Here is a 16,409-nt window from a genome sequence, read left to right on the forward strand (position 1 = left end):
GCGTTTCCTGCAACTACCAAAGCAATCGCAGTTACAGCGGACGGCCGATGCCCGAGCAGGTGCTGGGGTTGTTCACGGCCCCGGCGTTGGTGGCGGTCGCAAAGCGGGTGCGGATCGCATCACGCCAGGCCTTGGTCAGCGGGATGAACTTGTGCGCGCGGATGGCGGCGTCGTTCGGGCCCTGCTCCACGCCGTTGATCACCGTGCTGCCGTAGTGGCGGGTCAGGAAGCCGCGGATGTTGGCGCCCACGGTGCCGTTCTTGTAGCACTGGCCGAACACGAAGTTGGTGTAGCCCGCGATCGGGTAGCCCGCGTTCGGGTTGCCGAACACCGGCACCCAGTTGGCCGGGTTCTCAGCGGCGGCATCGGTCGGTGGAGCGACGGTTTCCAAGGTCGCCTGTACGCTCACTTCGTCCGGCGAGAAACCCTTGACCTTGGCGACCTTGGTGGCGTCGGTCAGGCTCGGGATCACGTCCGGGCCGACGTAGCCGATGCGGCCATCGGCAGCGTACACGGCGTTGTACACCGAGGTGCCGCCGGTGGCCGGGGCAGCGACGAAGTTCGACGGAACCGTGGTGAACAGGTTGGCGAAGGTCGACTGCACCGAGAAAGCCGGCACGCCATTGGTCAGCTTCAGCGCGGTACCGGAGACGTCGGCCGGCTTGCAGGCGCTGGTCAGGAAGCGGGCCAGCAGCTCGGTGGTACCGCTGCTCTCGCCACGGTAGACCACCTGGATGGCACCGCTGCGGGCGCTGTCGATGCTCGACCAGCTGGTGATCTTGCCGGAGAAGATGCCGCAGATCTGGGTCACCGACAGGTCAACGGCCGAACCGGCCTTGTTGAACGGAATCGTGACCGAGGTGGCTACCGACGGGATCTGCACCAGGGCGCCGTAGCGGTTGGCATCGCCGGACACGTTGTAGGTGCTGTTGTAGGTGTTCAGCTCGGTGCTGCTCAGCACCGAATCGCTACCGGCGAAGTGCACGGTACCGGTGGTGGAGAACAGCGCCGAGTTGTTTTCCAGGAAGGCCTTCTTGCCGGTACCCGAGCCGGTCACGGCGTAGCTGAAGTTGGCCGGCAGGATGCTGTCAGCCGAACCCTTGTAGAGGTCGGCCGGCAGCGAGGCGCCGCCGCCGGTGACGGCGGTCTGGGCCGAAGCGGCACCGGCAGTGGCCAGCAGCGCGGTGGCAACCAGCGCGGCCAGGGTCTTGTACTTGTTCATGATCTTCTCCTGAAGGGTTTACTGCGAAGGGAAACACCAAGGGAGGAACGGTCACTACACGCCTGCTGCCGCCGAGGGCCTCCCAGCCCACTCTGCGGCGACGTGTCCATGCTGGTCCGCGCCGATGACAGGCCGCTTAAGAAACCTGTGGAAGATCGGAAAAAGGTGTGGAGGATTGTGTGGAGAATCGATGTCAGTAGATCCACGCCATGCGTGGATGTGCCGCCCATGGCGCGCGTCTGGTGATCCATCCACGCATGGCGTGGATCTTATCTCTTGCCGATCTGGCACCTTGGGGGCCGAGAGCCCGGCGTGGGCGACCGTGTGGATCCAGGTCTTGCGACCGAGAAGTAGCTTGGGTCCCCACGCCGGATTCTCCCTGAACCGCCCGAACAGTTGGTTGAGTTGGCGCTCGAACTGATAAGACTGGGCAAGCGGGGAGAGCTCTCGACCCTGTCAGCCTAGCGGAGTTCTGCCATGTTTGGGATCGGGATCGATGTGAGCAAAGCCACGCTGGATGTGGTCGTCCATGGAGAGCAGTTTCGCCAATTCAGCAACGACAAGCGCGGCTTTGTGCGCTTGATTCGGTGGCTGAAGACGTGGCCGATCAAGCAGGTCGTTCTTGAGGCAAGCGGGGGTTACGAGCGTGCTGCTCTGGATGTATTGCACGCCGCCGGCCTGCCGATGGTGCGAATCAATCCGGCGCGTGCACGGCGATTTGCCCAAGGCACGGGCCGTGCCGCCAAGACCGATCGGCTCGATGCGACAGTGCTGGCGCAGATGGCCCATTTGTTGCCGCTGACCCGCTACGTACCGCCTGCCCCTTGGCAGCAGCGTCTGGCTGAATTTGCGCAATGCCGCAGGCATTTGGTGCAGATGCGGGTCAGTGAGATGCAGCGCTTGCGGCGATTGGTCGATCCGGATCTGATTGCGATGAAGCAACGCCATATAGCCCAGCTATCTGACGACCTGAAGCAACTGGATAAAGCTATTGCCGAGCAGCTTGAGGGACAGCCTGGCTGGAAGAATATCGGCACGCTCAAAGGCGTCGGCCCCATCCTGATCAGCACACTGGCCTGCGAGTTGCCCGAACTGGGCAGCTTGGGAAGCAAAGCCATAGCATCGCTGGCGGGGTTGGCCCCGATGAACCGCGAAAGTGGCACCTGGCAGGGCCAACGGCGGATCAGTGGTGGGCGCGCAGTAGTACGCGAAGCCCTTTACATGGCGGCCCTGACGGCCATCCGGTACGAGCCAGGACTGCGCGCGTTTTACGCTGGCCTGAAGGCCAAGGGCAAAGCGAGCAAGGTGGCGCTCGTGGCGGTCATGCGCAAAATGCTGGTGATCCTCAACGCCCGTAAGCGGGACGCCGAGGTGGCCCTCGGCTGCCCCTGACAAGACAGTTGCTACTGCACCAGTTGGTTCATTTCCATGATCGGCATCAGCACCGCCAGCACGATCGTCAGCACCACGCCCCCCATCACCAGGATCATGGTCGGCTCCAGCAGCGCGGTCAGCGCCATCGCGCGACGCTCGATCTCCCGCGAGATCGTCTGCGCAGCGCGATCCAGCAACGGCGCCAGCGAACCGGTTTTTTCGCCACTGGCCACCAGATGCACCAGGATCGGCGGATACACCTTCTGCACCTTCAGCGCAGAGCCAAGCGCCGCACCTTCGCGCACGCGTGCGGACACATCATCGGCACAGCGCGCCAGCAGTGCATTGCTCAGCGTCTGCCGGGCAGCTTCGAGCGCGCGCAGCAGCGGCACGCCCGCATCCAGCAGGATCGCCAGCGTCGAGGCAAAACGCGCACTGTTCACGCCCAACACGAAGCGCCCGATCATCGGCACCCTCAGCAACAGCGCATCCCAGCGCAGGCGCAGCTCGGGCCGGCGCAGGGCCAGCCGCCACGCCACCACCAGCGCAGCGATGCCCAGCCCCACCCACACGCCCCAGCTGCGCACGAAGGCGCTGGCCGCCAGCATCACCTGGGTCAGCATCGGCAGCGTCTGCCGCGCCTGCACGAACGCGGTCACCACCTGCGGCACCACGTAGCTGAGCAGGAAAATCACGATCGCCACCGATACCAGGCTGATCGCCGCCGGATAGATGAAGGCAGTCAGCACCTTGGCCTGCAGCGCATTGCGTTCTTCGATGTAGTCGGCCAGGCGCTCCATCACTCGCGCCAGGTCGCCGGAGTCTTCACCCGCCCCCACCAGTGCCCGATAGATCGGCGGGAAATCGCGAGGCCGCGCGGCGAGTGCCACGGTCAGGCGCTGGCCGGCACGCACGTCGGCGCGTACCGCGGTGAGCGCCTGGGCCACGTGCGGGCGCTCGGCCTGCTCGATCACCGCACTCAATGCGCCTTCCAACGGCAGGCTGGCGGCCAGCAGACTGGCCAGCTGGCGCGTAGCCCAGGCCAGCTCGCTGGCGGACAGCCGCCGAGCGCCCCAGCCACTGCCGGCACTGCGCGCCGCGCTCACCTGTACAGGAGTCAGCCCGCGCCCACGCAGCAGCTGGCGCGCTCCGCGCGGGCTGTCGGCGTCCAGCTGGCCCTTCTCGATGCGGCCCTGCGCGTTGGCGGCCTGGTAATCGAACAGTGCCATCGTCGCCTCAGTCGTCACCGGTGACGCGCAGGATCTCTTCCAGCGTGGTCACCCCGCTGTCGACCCAACGCTGGCCGTCCTGGCGCAAGGTCCGCATGCCGGCACGCCCCGCCGCCTCGCGCAGGGCGGGCTCGCCCTGCCCTTCATGGATCAGCGCACGCACGCGATCGTCCACCACGAACAGCTCGTGGATGCCGGTTCGCCCCCGATAGCCGCTGTTGGCGCAGGCCGCGCAGCCCACCGCGCGCCACACGGTACGGCCGTCGCCATCCACCTCGGCACGCCGGCATTGCGTGCACAGCCGCCGCACCAGCCGCTGCGCCAGCACGCCGCGCAGCGACGAAGCCAGCAGGAACGGCTCCACGCCCATATCGGCCAGGCGGGTCACCGCCGAGATCGCGTCGTTGGTGTGCAGGGACGCCAGCACGCCATGGCCGGTCAGCGATGACTGCACCGCAATCTGTGCGGTCTCCAGGTCGCGGATCTCACCGATCATGATGGTGTCCGGATCCTGACGCAGGATCGCGCGCAGCGCGGTGCCAAAGCTCATGCCGATGCGCGCGTTGACCTGGATCTGGCCGATGCCGGCGAAGTCGTACTCCACCGGGTCTTCCACGGTGAGGATGTTGCTGGTGCTGCTGTCGAGCTGGCCCAGTGCGGCGTACAGCGACGTGGTCTTGCCGCTGCCGGTCGGCCCGGTGACCAGCACGATGCCGTGCGGCTGCCGGATCAACCCGGTAAACGTGGCCAGGGTGTCATCGGCCATGCCGAGTCGCTGCAGCTGCAGCCGGCCGGCATCCTTCTCCAGCAGGCGCAGCACAGCACGCTCACCATGCCCCGTCGGCACCGTGGAGACACGGATATCCAGTGGCCGGCCGCCCACACGGATCGCGATGCGCCCGTCCTGCGGCAGGCGCTTCTCGGCGATGTCCAGGTGGGCCATGATCTTGATGCGCGACACCAGCGCCGCATGCAGTGCGCGCCGGGGCTGCACCATGTCGCGCAGCGTGCCGTCCACCCGGTAGCGCACCACCGAATGGGTCTCGAACGGCTCGATGTGCAGATCGCTGGCGCCATCGCGTGCAGCCTGTGCCAGCAGCGCATTGATCATGCGGATCACCGGCGCATCGTCCTGCGCATCCAGCAGATCGGTGACCTCCGGCATGTCCTGCATCAGCCGGTCCAGGTCGACTTCGCTTTCGGCGGCACCGACCACGGCAGCGGCATCACCGCCGTCACGGTACTGCTCACCCAGCCGCTGCTGCCAGGTCGCCGCATCCAGCGCATGGAACGGCAGCGGGCCATGCCGGCGGCGCAGCTCGGCCACGGCCCACGCCGCGGTGTCGGCGGTGCCAAGCAGCACCGGTTCGCCACCGGCCTCGGACAGCATCACGCCATGGCTGCGCACCCAGGCGTACGGCAGCGGCGCGGCGGCGCTCACGGCCCGATCACCAGTTCCGGCGTGTAGCCCAGCCCGCGCAGCTGCTGCAATGCCGGGTCCAGCGTCGCCGGATCGCGCGGCAGTCGCACGCGCAGGCGCTGCCCGCTCTCGCCCGGCGTCGCTTCGGCATAGGCCTGCAGGCCCAGTGCCCGCACCTGCGCCACGCCCTGGCTGGCACGTGCCGGGTCCAGCCCCTGCGCGAACTGCACCAGCTGCGCATTGCCGTCATCGGCCGGATACAACGCTGCCAGGCTGGTGTTCTGCAGCGGCTGGCCCTGCCCGTCGCGCGCATTGCCCTGGCCGAGTACAGACAGGTCCTGCGGCGGCAGCTGTGGTGCCGACAGCGCCGGCAATGCCCAGCTCTGTACCGGCTGCGCACCGGCCTGCGCATTGCGCATGTAGTCGTAGCGGTCGCGGGTCAAACGCTGGCCGGCGGCGGGGTCACGCACCACGTGCGGGCGCAGGAACACCATCAGGTTGGTCTTGGAGCGCTTGCGCGTATCACTGCGGAACAGCGCCCCCAGCACCGGGATCCTACCCAGGCCCGGCACCGCATCACGGCCATGGCTGACGTTGTCCTCCAGCAGGCCACCGAGCACCATGATCTGGCCATCATCCAGCAGCACACTGGTATCCAGCGCACGCTTGTTGGTGATGATGCCGGCGGCACTGTTGGCACTCTGCGCATCGATGCTGCTGACTTCCTGGTAGATGTCCAGCTTCACCGTGCCGCCCTCGGAAATCTGCGGGCGTACGCGCAGCTTCAGGCCCACGTCCTCGCGCACGATGGTCTGGAACGGGTTGTTGCTGCCGCCACCGCCGTCGGTGACGTAGCGGCCGCTGACGAACGGCACGGTCTGGCCGACCATGATACTGGCCGCCTCGTTGTCCAGCGTCATCAGGTTCGGCGTGGACAGGATGTTGGCACCGCCCTTGCTCTGCAGCGCAGTGGCCAGCGCTTTCATGTTGAGGATCTGGCCGACACCGGGCAGGTTGATGGTGCCGTCGATCACGCCGATCTTCAGGCCATCCTTGGGCAGCACGTCCAGCGTGGTACGCGCGCCGGTATTGAGCCCGCTGCCGCCGGTGGCACCACCGAAGTGGGTGCCACCAAAGGTACGGCCATTGCCCAGCATCCACTGCACGCCCAGCTCAGCCGCGTCGGTCTGGTTGACCTCCACGATCAGGCTCTCGACCAGCACCTGTGCACGGCGCTGGTCGAGCTGATCAATCACCCGCCGCAGGTTGCGGTACACCGGCTCCGGCGCCGAGATCAGCAGCGTATTGGTGGCCACGTCCGCCTGCACCGAGATGCCGTTCTGGCTGAAGCCGGTGCTTCCCGCATCGATCGGGTCACGGCGGCTCGGGCCCAGGCGCTGCGATTCCAGCGCATTGCCTCCGGTCTTGGCCTGCTGCGGCTGCGACGGCTGCGTTGGCGGGGAACGATTGGCATCACCCGGCAGTGGCGTGATGCCTTCATTGCTACCCATCGCTGCTGCATCGCTCTGCCCGGCCACCACGCCACGCAGCACACCGGCCAGCTGGTTGGCCTGGGCATTGCGCAGGTAGACCACATGCAGGTTGCCGGACTCGTCCTGCGCGCGGTCCAGCTTCTCCACCAGCTGCCGCGCCAGGCGGGTACGACCGGGACTGCTGGAACGCAGCAGCACGCTGTTGCTGCGCGGGTCGGCCATCACCACCACCTTCTGGGTGGGCTCGGCGCCCTGCGCATCCAGCAGCGGCGCTACCATCGCCGCGACGTCAACGGCAATACCCTGCTGCAGCTTCACCACGTCGGTGTCCATGCCGGCCGGTGTATCGACGCTTGCGATCACCCGTGCGATGCGCTCCAAGTTGTCGGCGTAGTCAGTGATCACCAGGGTGTTGTTGCCTGGATTGGCGGTGATCGGATTGTCCGGACTGATCATCGGACGCAGCACCGCCACCAGTGCCGCCGCGTTCTCGTAGCGCAGCGCGAAGGTGCGCGTGGCGACCTCGCCGCCGGCACCACCGGTGCCGACGCGTCCTCCCAACAGCTTGGCATCGGCCTGCGGCACCACCCGGCTGACGCCGCCGTTCTCTACCACGGCGAAGCCACGCATGCGCAGTGCGCCTAACAGCAACTGGTAGGCCTGGGTACGGCTGACCGGGCCATCGGAAACCACTGTCATCTTGCCGGTCACCCGTGGGTCGACCAGGAACTGGCGGCCGGTGAAGCGTGCGGCCATGCGCAACACGCCACCGATATCGGTGTCGACCAGGTTCAACTGCACCGGCTCATCGCGGGCGTCCTGCGCCAGCACCGACGCCGGTGCGTGGGCCATGCACACGATCAAGGCCAGTGCGGCACTGCAGGCAAGGCTGCGCATCGCCCTCATGGATGGGCACCCACGTTGAGCGCCATCACGATGTTTCCGGAAATCCGCGCCGCCGGCATGTTCGCATCCCCTGTGCGTGTCAGTTGCAGCTGCTGCAGTTCGATGGCCGGATCGGCCAGCACGGGCAGCAGCCAGTTCCACAGCGCGTCAGCGGGCACCGCGTGCACCTGCAGGTGCCAACGCCCGTCGCGCGCTTCGATATGCAGTCCGTCGGCGAGGCCGGCCGACTTGATTCCATCACGCAACCCGGCCATCGTCGGGCGCTGCCCCTGCGTCTGCTGCTGGCGCTCGCGTGCCTGCAGCAATGGTGCCAGTACACGCGCCTGTGCCTGCAGCCGCGGCAGCTCGGCCTGCCAGTGCGTGCGCTGCTTCAGCAGCGGCTCCAGCCACAACATCCACAGGCCCGCCACCAGCAGCGCCACCACCATCACCCACAGCATCAGCCGGTCGCGCGGTGGCAGGCGTTGCCAGCGCTGCTGCAGGCCCACCAGCCCCTCGCCCAGCCGTAGGGTGCGGGTCGTCACTGCCCAGCTCCGCTCACTCGCAGGTGTCCACCGGCTTCGCGCGCCAGCTGCAGGCCCTGTGCTTGAACTGCTTGCTGCCAGTGCTCAAGCCGCTGTGGATCATCGGCCAATGCCTGGGCGTCGGCATCCAGCTCCATGTCCAGTTGCCCGGGTTGGTAATGCAGGCTGCGCACCTGTCCCGCCAGCTCCGGAACCGCCTGCAGCGTGCCGGCCACCTGACGCTGCAGCGGCGGTAACGGCGGCGCCGGCGGTGGCACTGCAAGTGCTCGCCTTGCCTGCAACACCGGGTCCACTACATCGATGATCTCCGGGAAGCGTGCGCTGAACTGCCGTGCCATGTCCTGCTGCAGCGCTTCACCCTCGATCCGCCAACGCGAGACCTGCAGCTGCAGGCCGAGTGCAGCCAGCAGCACTGCCGCCAATGCCAGCCCGATCGCAAGCCGCGGCGTTTTCTGGCCCGTGCCGGGCAGCGGCAATGACCAGCTTGGCAGGGGGCCACAGACCTGCCGTTCATGCGTGACGGCGGTGGCCGGCAGGCTGTCCGGCCACGCCGGCGGCACGCTGTCGATCCATTGCACGGCCTGCACCCCGGCCTGTTGCAGGCGCACGGCCAGCGCCTGCATCACCGCACAGGCGTCACGTCCGCCGCACCATTGAACGAAGCCCCGATCGCACCCACTGCGTACCAGCAGGTGCTCGCCGCTGATCTGCAGCGTGGCATGGCCGTCCTGCCAGGGCAGCAGCAGCGGCGTCGGATACAGTGCCTGTAGCCGCAGTGCACACGAAGCCAGCAACTGCTGCGCCTGCAGAAGCGCCTGCTGGCCCAACCAGGTCACAGGAACCGTGCCGTCCGCCGCCTGAGCGCCATGGGCCAGCGCCACCTCCTGCAGGTCATCCAGCAGCATCGCCTCCACCTCGCCCTGCAACGCCGACTGCAGGCGGCGCCCGGACAACGGCGGCAGCTGCAGTTCCAGCAGGATCAGGTCGTTCGGATCGAGGCAGGCATGCACCGCAGCCTGCGGATGTCGCAGGCCCAGCGCCGCCAGCGTGTCGCGGCCATGAGCCAGCACCTCGCCCTTGTGCAGCTGCGCCCAGTCCAGCTCGCTGTCGCCGCGCAGACGTTCAAGCGCCGGCAGGCGCACCCGAAGCTGCACGTTCATGCGCCGATCCTCGTCCACACGCGCTGCACACGCACGCCATCGTCGCGGTACTCGCGCCAGAGCAGCGCGCGAAAATCAACCGCGTTGCCGTCAGCCTGCACCTGACCGACGGCCAGGAACCACTCGCTATGGATACCCAGGGGAAGCACGGCCATCTGTTCATTGCTCAGTTGGAGTCGGTTGGCGATGTCGCCGCGATTGAGCAGCCAATGGCCAGCGTCGCGCTCACCGAGCAACGCCTGCAGCCGTGCCGGCTCGACCCCAGGCGTCACCGCCTGCAGAACGTTCAGGTCGCTGGTGTTGGCATTGACCAGAGTCTGCGCCGGCAACACCACGGTGCGCCGCGCGAGCGCCTGCAACGCCACCGGATCGACACCCGGCAGCGCCTGTTCGATCAGTGATTCGCGCGGCAGCGGTGCCTGCGCCTGGATGTCGCCGTCGCGCAGGCGCGCCTGGATGTGGTCCGCGGCGGATGCGCAGGCGCCCTGGCCCAGCCCCTGCCCGGCACACAACGCGATGAACGCGCGCCGCGCCTCGGGGTCCGGCCTGCCATGCGCAAGAAGGTTCCGCAGGTTGAACATCGACTGCGCATCGACCAGCTGCAGCTGCACCGGCAACGGCACCTGCAGCTCCAATGGACGCGCCCAGCGCCCGCCGCGTACCGTGGTCAGCTGTTCCTTTACATCCTCACGCAGCTGCTGCGCCGCACGCTCCAGCGTAGCGTCCACGGCCATGCGTACCTGCGCGCGCAGCTGGTCGCCGCGCAGCGCACGCAGCTGCGCCGACTGCCGGGTCAGCAGCGCAGTGGCAATCACAGCCACCAACGCCACCACCAGCAGGGCGACGATCACCGCCATGCCACGCTGGCGGATGTACGAGACCGAACGCGTCCGGGCTGCCATCAGCACGCCTCACAGCTGCCAGGAGCCGATATCCGCATTTCCGGCGTCGCCACCGGGCTTGCTGTCCGCTCCCAGCGAGAACACATCAATGTCGCCGTGGGTTCCGGGTACCTGGTACTGGTACGGATGGCCCCACGGATCATTCGGCAGGCGATCCAGATACGGCGTCACCGGCAATCCACCGCTGCCCTGCGGCGGCTTCACCAGCGCCTGCAGGCCCTGCTCGGCACTGGGATAGCGACCGTTGTCCAGCTTGAACAGCTTCAAGGCCTGCATCAGCGCGGCGATATCCTGGCGCGCCGCAACCACGCGCGCCTGGTCCGGGCGATCCATCAAACGCGGCACGATCAATGCGGCAAGGATGCCGATGATCACTACCACCACCATGATCTCGATCAGGCTGAAACCCTGCTGCCGAGCCCTGCGACCACCCACCTGCCTTGCCATTGTTCCGCCCTCATCATCCTGGAAGAGACCGCTGCGCCATGGTCAGCGGTGCATGTGTCAGTACGATAAACATCCGCCCGCTATTCGCTGCGGCTGTGCCTGCAGCGGTGCAGCACGTACCGCTGGCGCACACGCCGCTTCAAGCAACGGAGATGGAAGGCTGCCCAGTGTGTCGTCGATACAGGCCCGCAGCAGTGGATGTGCGCAGGCCTGCAACAGGCGTACGCACTGCATCGGCGACCAGGCCGTGCCGTGGTCGAGGCCGATGAACTGCCGGTAGGCCTGGTGGTAGCGCAGGTCGTCGTACACGCGCTGCGCGCTGTTCAGGCTGCGCATCACCACCAGCAATGCCGCGCGTTGCAGCACGCGTACATCACCGGCCTCAAGCGGCAGCAGCGCCGCCGCACATTCGGGCCAGGGCCGCAGTTGCGGGTCGAGGGCTCTTCGCAGCGCCATCAGTGGGTGCGTACCACAATCCAGTGCCGCCCAGCGCGCCGCATCCGCCCAGGCATCACTGGACAGCACCCAGACCCACGATTGCCCGTAGCGCTGCACGTTCAGGGGCGTATGCCGCGCCTGCTCCAGTGACCGGCTCAGGTGGCGATCCAGCTCCAGCATGCTGATCCTGCGACTGTCTGCCATCGGCGCCGCCCGTGCTCTGTGACGCGTGGTGCGCCGTATTCTGGAGAAGACGTCAGCACGGCGGGTGAAGCGACAGCGTACATGCTGCTCTGTGCGCTGCGTGGCGCTTCATCGACAACGTCATCGCAGCGTCATCTGCCTGCAGGCTTCGCGCTCCAGCCGCGGTGCTTCACCTCCGCAACGGCGCGCCAGTATCGCCACGTCGCTGCGCGCGGCGAATGTTGCCAGCGCATTGGACATGTCCACGTCATCGAACCATGACGCCATCGAAACGCGCAGCGCCGGCAGCTGCCAGCCGTCCATCACACCATGGGTGCCTGCTACGAACCAATGCCAGAGGCGATGGTGAAGCACCTGGTCGTGCAGCTGTGCGAGATTCTCAATGCGATGCACGTCCATCAACAGCAGTGCGCGTGCAACCGCCGCGGGCGGCAACGCACCAGCTTCAGACAGCGGAAGCGACTGCTGCTGCAGGCGCAGCAGCATCGCCAGCGGGTGCGACTGCGGATCAAAGTCCAGCAGCACCGCCTGTTGCTGCCACTGCGCATCGGACACCACGCACACCCAAGGTGAGCCATAGCGATGCACCATCAATGGCCGTCGCTGCGTGGTTTCCAGCAGCGCCGACAGATTACGACGCAGATCCAGCACACCGATGGTCTCGTTGCGCATCCTTGGCCTCTCCTCGCTTGCAACAGCCCTGCGCGGCGCGCACGGCCAGCGTCTTCATCTATCCAAGGACGGCAATGCCACCCGGAAAGCGACGCAGATCCAGCGACATCGTCAGTCGCAGCTGCTCCAGTGCCGCGTCTGGATCATCAATGCGGAAGCGACCGCTGACCGGAGCACGCGCCAACGCCGATTCTCCCAGCAGCACCTTGCCGCGGCGGTAACGGTTGATCTCGTCCACCACCTCGCGCAGCGGTGCGCGGCGGAACACCAGCATGCCTTCGGTCCAGGCGCTCACGTCCGAAGCCATGGCCTCGGCCACCACGCCGCTGAGGCGCTCGTCGTACCGGGTCTGCTGGCCGGCCTGCAGCTGCAGCCGGCCCTGCGCATGCTCGATACGGGCACTGCCATGCAGGCAGGTCACCCGAACCTGGCCGTGGGTGTTGCGCACATCCAGGCGTACTGCGCCTTCATCGGCAATCACGCAACCCGGGCCGGCGAACAACGCCAGACGCAGGCCGGCCTGGGTCTCGATCGCGGCCTGGCCCTGCACCAGCTCGAAGCCTTCGCCCTGCGCGTCCGCGCGACGACGCAGGCTGCTTTGCGTATCCAGTTCGATCTTCAGCTGCGGCGAGGGCGTGATCTGCAGTCGCTCACCGGTGCCGGTATGGAAATCGGCTGTCATCGCCGTTACCGAGGGCCACAGCCCCAGCGGCGGGCGGATCGCCGCCACCACTACCAGGCTGGCCGGGGCTGCAATCGCGGCACCCAGAAAGGCGCGTCGGCTCCAGCGCTGGGCCGGAGCCGGCGCGACCGGTTGACGCGCGGTGGCGGGCAGCTGCTCGCCGGCCAGCCGCACCTGCTCCCACTGCCTGCGCGCACGTCCGAACGCTTCACGATGACGCGGGTCAGCCTCGCACCAATCACGGAACCGGCGCCCGTCGGCGGCGGTCGCCTCGCCCGAGGTCAGCCGCACCACCCACGCGTGGGCCTGACGCTCGACGGCATCCAGCGGGCGTTGCGGGCGATCGTCAGGATCCATGGGGGCTCATGCCGCTCCCGCACGCTGCGGGGTTCTGCTCGGCGTCAAAGTGTAGACGGATGCCGCCGTTCAGAACCGCACCTGGCGCCCCTGCCCGCTGCGCTCGGCCAGATAGTCCTGGGCCGCCTTCAGCTCACGCTGCACCAGCCGCAGCGACACGCCAAGGTGATCGGCGACGTCCCGCTGCTGCAGGCCATCGACGCGGATCGCCAGCAGGATGCGGCGACGGCGCTCGGGCATGCGCTGCAGGAGGCCGACCATGTCTTCCAACGCGAAGTCCAGTTCGGCCGCCTGCGCCGGGCCGGGTGCAGGGTCGGCCAAGTCCATCAGCGTATCCACCTCCTCCAGGCTCAGCAGACGGTGGTCCGCACGTTGGCGATCGATCACGGTATTCATTGCCATGCGCAGCAGGTAGCCCGCGGGGTTCTGCACGGCATCCAGACGGTCACGGCGCGCGCTCAGGCGCATCCAGGTGTCCTGCAGCGCGTCGCCGGCCAACTCTTCCGAGCCCAGCTTGCGTGCCAGCCGGCGCTTCAGCTCATCGTAGGCACCCAGAAGGTGGTCCATCAGGTCAACTGCCCCAGCCGTACCGTTACTCATGTTCGAATCCTTGAAGTCATGGAGGGGGCGCGCGACGGCCACAGTCGTGGTCGGTGCCGGAAGGTCGGATCTGCAGCGTTACCGGCTGCGGCAGCGCAGCGGCATCGGGCGCCAGCATCAGGCCCTGCAGCGCCTGCAGCAGGCGCGCATCGCGGCGGGCGCTGCCACTGCCTGAGAGCAGCTCGGGCGCATGCACCTGGCCTTCGCTGTCGACGTGGAAGCGCAGCGTCGCGGCATAGCGGCCGGGCGCGATCTCGGGGTCGTCACAGAACGCCGCACGCAGGCGCTGCTGCAGCCCACCGTAGCGACGCCGACGCTCGGCCTCGGGAAGGCCGGTGCCAACACCTGGTTCGGCGACCGAGGGCGTGCCCCGGCGAAGCACCACGCGCTGCTCGCCGATCATCTCGGCCTCGATGCCGGTGTCCTGCAGCAGCGCCTGCAACGCGGGGAGTGGCGGCAGGTTGGCCCTCAGCGCGTGGCTGCTGCGCCCGGCGGCAAGGTCACCCGGGTACATCACCGACCACCCACTGATGACACTGAAGCGTTCGACCGCCTGTTCCAGCGGCTGCGCAGGGATGTCGTAGGCATGAACACCGTCGTGCCCGGCAGCGGCAAAGGACAGCAGCAGCCATGCGGCGATGGCCACCTTCCAAGTTCTGACCGCATGGTGTCCATTCAGCCCCCTGACGTAGAACACATGACCCTCGGCAGCGACAGCAGCTGCAGTGGACGCGCGCCACGACCGGAACCCCGGCCCGCGCGCGACCCGCAAGCGGGCTCAAACCGTACCGGGGCCAGATGTCATTGCGATGACCGCTGCCCACGGTCTGGCGTCGAGGCAGGCTCCGTGGAGCCAGTCATGCATCAGGAATCAATGAACCGAGCAGACATGTTCATCTGCGCACGGGATCCGACCCCGACAGATCGCGGGAAGCTGTCAGGCGGCGGGGCGGTATGGCCAGGCAGGACCGTTGGCGCCATGGATGGCGCCATCGAGCCCCCAAGGAAGGGTTTACGGCGTGTCCTGCCTGGCCTTACCGCCCCGCCGCCCCACGGAGAATCGCTGTTGCTGTTGCTCCTGAGGTTGCCGGCCAGCGGCCGGCACTACCCGCGGGTGCCGGTGCACCGCGCAACCACCCATCCCTCAAAGCGGCAACTGGGTCGTCTGCTTGATCCGCTGCATCGGAATCTCGGTCTTGGTGTTCTGCACCCCGGCGATCCGGTTCAGGTGCTGCATCTGGAACTGCCGGTAGGCATCAAGGTCAGCCACCGCCACCCGCAGCAGGAAATCGCAGTCACCGGCCATCAGATGGCATTCAAGCACTTCCGGGAAAGACTTGATGCTGTTGATGAAGTGGTTGGTGGTGTCCTCGTCCTGCCCGCGCAGCCAGACCCGCACGAACACCGTGAAGCCACGGCCCACCTTGGCCTCGTTCAACAAGGCCACATAGCGGTCGATGTAGCCGCCCTCCTCCAGCAACCGCACCCGGCGCAGGCAGGCCGACGGTGACAGCCCGACCAGACGGGCCAGCTCCAGATTCTGCAGGCGGCCGTCGCGCTGCAGGGCGTCGAGGATGCGCCGATCGAGGTTGTCGAGCTGATATTGCATGGGATTTCGCCCTTTTCACTTCTGACCGCATTAAATATCAATCATCCAGAATCCAGTAGCATCAACGCAACCCGATTTCGCGATCGGACCGCTAGCATGGGCCACCCCCATCTCGTTGTGCCGCTCCATGGACGCCCGTACCACCCTCCCCCTGCCCGACGCCTGCGACACCGCGCCGCGTGCCGAATTCCTGCGCGGCCTGCGCGCCGCCGTGCCGGTGATGATCGGCTTCATTCCTTTCGCCCTGGTGCTCGGCGCGCAGGCGGCCCAGAAAGGCCTGAGCGCACTGGAAGTGCCGCTGATGACCGGCCTCAACTTCGCTGGCGGCTCGGAGTTCGCCGCCGTCGAACTGTGGACCTCGCCGCCACACATCGCCCTGATCGTGGCGATCACCGCGCTGGTCAACAGCCGCCACCTGCTGATGGGCGCCAGCCTGGCCCCGCTGCTGCAGCACCTGCCACGCCGCCGGGTGCTGCCAGCGCTGTTCTTCATGTGCGACGAAAGCTGGGCGATGGGCGTGGCCGATGCGCGCCGCCGTGCGCTCGGCTTCAGCCTGGCCTACTACCTTGGCGTGTCGGCAGGCCTGTACACGGTCTGGGTGGCCTGTACCGCGCTGGGCGCGATCGTCGGGCCGATGCTGGGCGACATCCACGCCTACGGTTTCGACATGGCCTTCCCCGCCGTGTTCCTGGTGCTGCTGCGCGGCATGTGGCAGGGCATGAAGGCGGCGCGGCCGTGGCTGGTCAGCCTGATCGTGGCCGCCGCCACCTACCTGCTGATTCCGGGTGCCTGGTACGTAGCCAGCGGCGCATTGGCCGGCCTGGCGGCCGCCTGGCTGCTGGCGGAGGACGCAGCATGATCTTCAATGAACTGATCCACTGGACCTCGGTGCTGACCATCGTGCTGATGGCCGCCGCCACCTACCTGACCCGCATCGTCGGCTTCCTCGCGCTGCGCAACCGCACGTTGAGCAAACGCGCAGTGACGATGATGGAGGCCGCGCCGGGCTGCGTGCTGATCTCGGTGATCGCCCCGGACTTCGTCGCCGACAAGCCGGCCGACCTGGCCGCGCTGGCCATCACCCTGCTGGCCGCCACGCGGCTGTCGATGCTGCCGACCGTGCTGATCGGCGTGGTCTCGGCGGGTGTGTTGCGCTATCTGATGGGGTAG

17 protein-coding genes are annotated in these 16,409 nt (G+C 67.3%); 3 read left to right on the plus strand and 14 right to left on the minus strand.

The genetic code is table 11. The annotated features are described in order from the left end of the window. Window positions 1-31 precede the first annotated feature (31 nt). Window positions 32-1,222: a substrate-binding domain-containing protein gene (locus FQS62_RS12935; protein WP_010485337.1), complete on the minus strand. Its 1,191-nt coding sequence runs from the start codon at window positions 1,220-1,222 to the stop codon at window positions 32-34. A 477-nt stretch (window positions 1,223-1,699) separates the two neighbouring features. On the opposite strand from FQS62_RS12935, the gene FQS62_RS12940 reads away from it, so the two are divergent. Next, the gene (locus tag FQS62_RS12940; RefSeq protein WP_241882562.1) at window positions 1,700-2,614 is read left to right on the plus strand and encodes an IS110-like element ISStma6 family transposase; all 915 of its coding nucleotides are present in this window, start codon (window positions 1,700-1,702) and stop codon (window positions 2,612-2,614) included. Between the two features lie 11 nt (window positions 2,615-2,625). Here FQS62_RS12940 and gspF read toward each other — a convergent pair whose 3' ends face one another. The 13 genes from gspF to FQS62_RS13005 form a co-directional block, all read right to left on the minus strand. Next, window positions 2,626-3,825: a type II secretion system inner membrane protein GspF gene (gene gspF / locus FQS62_RS12945; RefSeq protein ID WP_049448016.1), complete on the minus strand. Its 1,200-nt coding sequence runs from the start codon at window positions 3,823-3,825 to the stop codon at window positions 2,626-2,628. A gap of 7 nt (window positions 3,826-3,832) precedes the next feature. Continuing rightward, window positions 3,833-5,266 (minus strand): type II secretion system ATPase GspE, encoded by a 1,434-nt coding sequence (gspE, locus tag FQS62_RS12950; RefSeq protein WP_049448015.1) that lies wholly within the window; start codon window positions 5,264-5,266, stop codon window positions 3,833-3,835. Next, window positions 5,263-7,644 (minus strand): type II secretion system secretin GspD, encoded by a 2,382-nt coding sequence (gspD, locus tag FQS62_RS12955; protein ID WP_208044198.1) that lies wholly within the window; start codon window positions 7,642-7,644, stop codon window positions 5,263-5,265. The genes gspE and gspD overlap by 4 nt, the downstream gene beginning before the upstream one ends. Continuing rightward, window positions 7,641-8,168, minus strand: coding sequence for a type II secretion system protein M (gene gspM / locus FQS62_RS12960; protein ID WP_208044197.1), 528 nt, complete (start codon window positions 8,166-8,168; stop codon window positions 7,641-7,643). Before gspM ends, gspD begins: the two co-directional genes overlap by 4 nt. Further along, a complete protein-coding gene (gene gspL / locus FQS62_RS12965) occupies window positions 8,165-9,328 on the minus strand; it encodes a type II secretion system protein GspL (protein ID WP_208044196.1) in 1,164 nt (387 codons plus the stop codon). Before gspL ends, gspM begins: the two co-directional genes overlap by 4 nt. Further along, window positions 9,325-10,230 (minus strand): type II secretion system minor pseudopilin GspK, encoded by a 906-nt coding sequence (gene gspK / locus FQS62_RS12970; RefSeq protein ID WP_208044195.1) that lies wholly within the window; start codon window positions 10,228-10,230, stop codon window positions 9,325-9,327. The genes gspL and gspK overlap by 4 nt, the downstream gene beginning before the upstream one ends. A gap of 9 nt (window positions 10,231-10,239) precedes the next feature. Further along, entirely contained in the window at window positions 10,240-10,677 is a 438-nt protein-coding gene (gene gspG, locus FQS62_RS12975; protein WP_154349202.1) for a type II secretion system major pseudopilin GspG, read from the minus strand. 57 nt (window positions 10,678-10,734) lie between these two features. Beyond that, window positions 10,735-11,295, minus strand: coding sequence for a hypothetical protein (locus FQS62_RS12980; protein ID WP_226053619.1), 561 nt, complete (start codon window positions 11,293-11,295; stop codon window positions 10,735-10,737). A 144-nt stretch (window positions 11,296-11,439) separates the two neighbouring features. Beyond that, window positions 11,440-11,991, minus strand: a complete 552-nt coding sequence (locus tag FQS62_RS12985; RefSeq protein WP_154349204.1) for a hypothetical protein — start codon at window positions 11,989-11,991, stop codon at window positions 11,440-11,442. Window positions 11,992-12,049: 58 nt separating this feature from the next. Further along, a complete protein-coding gene (locus FQS62_RS12990; RefSeq protein WP_107379719.1) occupies window positions 12,050-13,030 on the minus strand; it encodes a FecR family protein in 981 nt (326 codons plus the stop codon). 69 nt (window positions 13,031-13,099) lie between these two features. Next, entirely contained in the window at window positions 13,100-13,630 is a 531-nt protein-coding gene (locus FQS62_RS12995; protein ID WP_154349205.1) for an RNA polymerase sigma factor, read from the minus strand. A gap of 16 nt (window positions 13,631-13,646) precedes the next feature. After that, the gene (locus FQS62_RS13000; protein ID WP_154349206.1) at window positions 13,647-14,327 is read right to left on the minus strand and encodes an STN domain-containing protein; all 681 of its coding nucleotides are present in this window, start codon (window positions 14,325-14,327) and stop codon (window positions 13,647-13,649) included. Between the two features lie 447 nt (window positions 14,328-14,774). Then, window positions 14,775-15,239 (minus strand): Lrp/AsnC family transcriptional regulator, encoded by a 465-nt coding sequence (locus tag FQS62_RS13005; protein ID WP_005413654.1) that lies wholly within the window; start codon window positions 15,237-15,239, stop codon window positions 14,775-14,777. A 127-nt stretch (window positions 15,240-15,366) separates the two neighbouring features. Between FQS62_RS13005 and FQS62_RS13010 the strand changes: the two genes are divergently transcribed. Together FQS62_RS13010 and FQS62_RS13015 are read left to right on the plus strand one after the other, a co-directional pair. Next, window positions 15,367-16,098: an AzlC family ABC transporter permease gene (locus FQS62_RS13010; RefSeq protein ID WP_154349207.1), complete on the plus strand. Its 732-nt coding sequence runs from the start codon at window positions 15,367-15,369 to the stop codon at window positions 16,096-16,098. After that, window positions 16,095-16,409 carry a branched-chain amino acid transport AzlD family protein gene (locus tag FQS62_RS13015; RefSeq protein ID WP_154349208.1) on the plus strand — a complete coding sequence of 105 codons (315 nt, stop codon included), beginning with the start codon at window positions 16,095-16,097 and terminating at the stop codon, window positions 16,407-16,409. Before FQS62_RS13010 ends, FQS62_RS13015 begins: the two co-directional genes overlap by 4 nt.

The sequence above is a fragment of the Stenotrophomonas sp. SBJS02 genome (assembly GCF_020428325.2).
Taxonomy (GTDB): domain Bacteria; phylum Pseudomonadota; class Gammaproteobacteria; order Xanthomonadales; family Xanthomonadaceae; genus Stenotrophomonas; species Stenotrophomonas africana.

Excerpts from the sequence above, each read along its gene's own strand:
- FQS62_RS13010 (WP_154349207.1), top strand. The coding sequence starts at position 15,367 with ATGGACGCCCGTACCACCCTCCCCCTGCCCGACGCCTGCGACACCGCG.
- FQS62_RS12990 (WP_107379719.1), bottom strand. The coding sequence starts at position 13,030 with ATGGATCCTGACGATCGCCCGCAACGCCCGCTGGATGCCGTCGAGCGT.
- FQS62_RS12985 (WP_154349204.1), bottom strand. The coding sequence starts at position 11,991 with ATGCGCAACGAGACCATCGGTGTGCTGGATCTGCGTCGTAATCTGTCG.
- gspD (WP_208044198.1), bottom strand. The coding sequence starts at position 7,644 with ATGAGGGCGATGCGCAGCCTTGCCTGCAGTGCCGCACTGGCCTTGATC.
- gspF (WP_049448016.1), bottom strand. The coding sequence starts at position 3,825 with ATGGCACTGTTCGATTACCAGGCCGCCAACGCGCAGGGCCGCATCGAG.
- FQS62_RS12980 (WP_226053619.1), bottom strand. The coding sequence starts at position 11,295 with ATGCTGGAGCTGGATCGCCACCTGAGCCGGTCACTGGAGCAGGCGCGG.
- FQS62_RS13005 (WP_005413654.1), bottom strand. The coding sequence starts at position 15,239 with ATGCAATATCAGCTCGACAACCTCGATCGGCGCATCCTCGACGCCCTG.
- FQS62_RS12940 (WP_241882562.1), top strand. The coding sequence starts at position 1,700 with ATGTTTGGGATCGGGATCGATGTGAGCAAAGCCACGCTGGATGTGGTC.
- FQS62_RS12935 (WP_010485337.1), bottom strand. The coding sequence starts at position 1,222 with ATGAACAAGTACAAGACCCTGGCCGCGCTGGTTGCCACCGCGCTGCTG.
- gspL (WP_208044196.1), bottom strand. The coding sequence starts at position 9,328 with ATGAACGTGCAGCTTCGGGTGCGCCTGCCGGCGCTTGAACGTCTGCGC.
- gspK (WP_208044195.1), bottom strand. The coding sequence starts at position 10,230 with ATGGCAGCCCGGACGCGTTCGGTCTCGTACATCCGCCAGCGTGGCATG.
- FQS62_RS12995 (WP_154349205.1), bottom strand. The coding sequence starts at position 13,630 with ATGAGTAACGGTACGGCTGGGGCAGTTGACCTGATGGACCACCTTCTG.
- FQS62_RS13015 (WP_154349208.1), top strand. The coding sequence starts at position 16,095 with ATGATCTTCAATGAACTGATCCACTGGACCTCGGTGCTGACCATCGTG.
- gspG (WP_154349202.1), bottom strand. The coding sequence starts at position 10,677 with ATGGCAAGGCAGGTGGGTGGTCGCAGGGCTCGGCAGCAGGGTTTCAGC.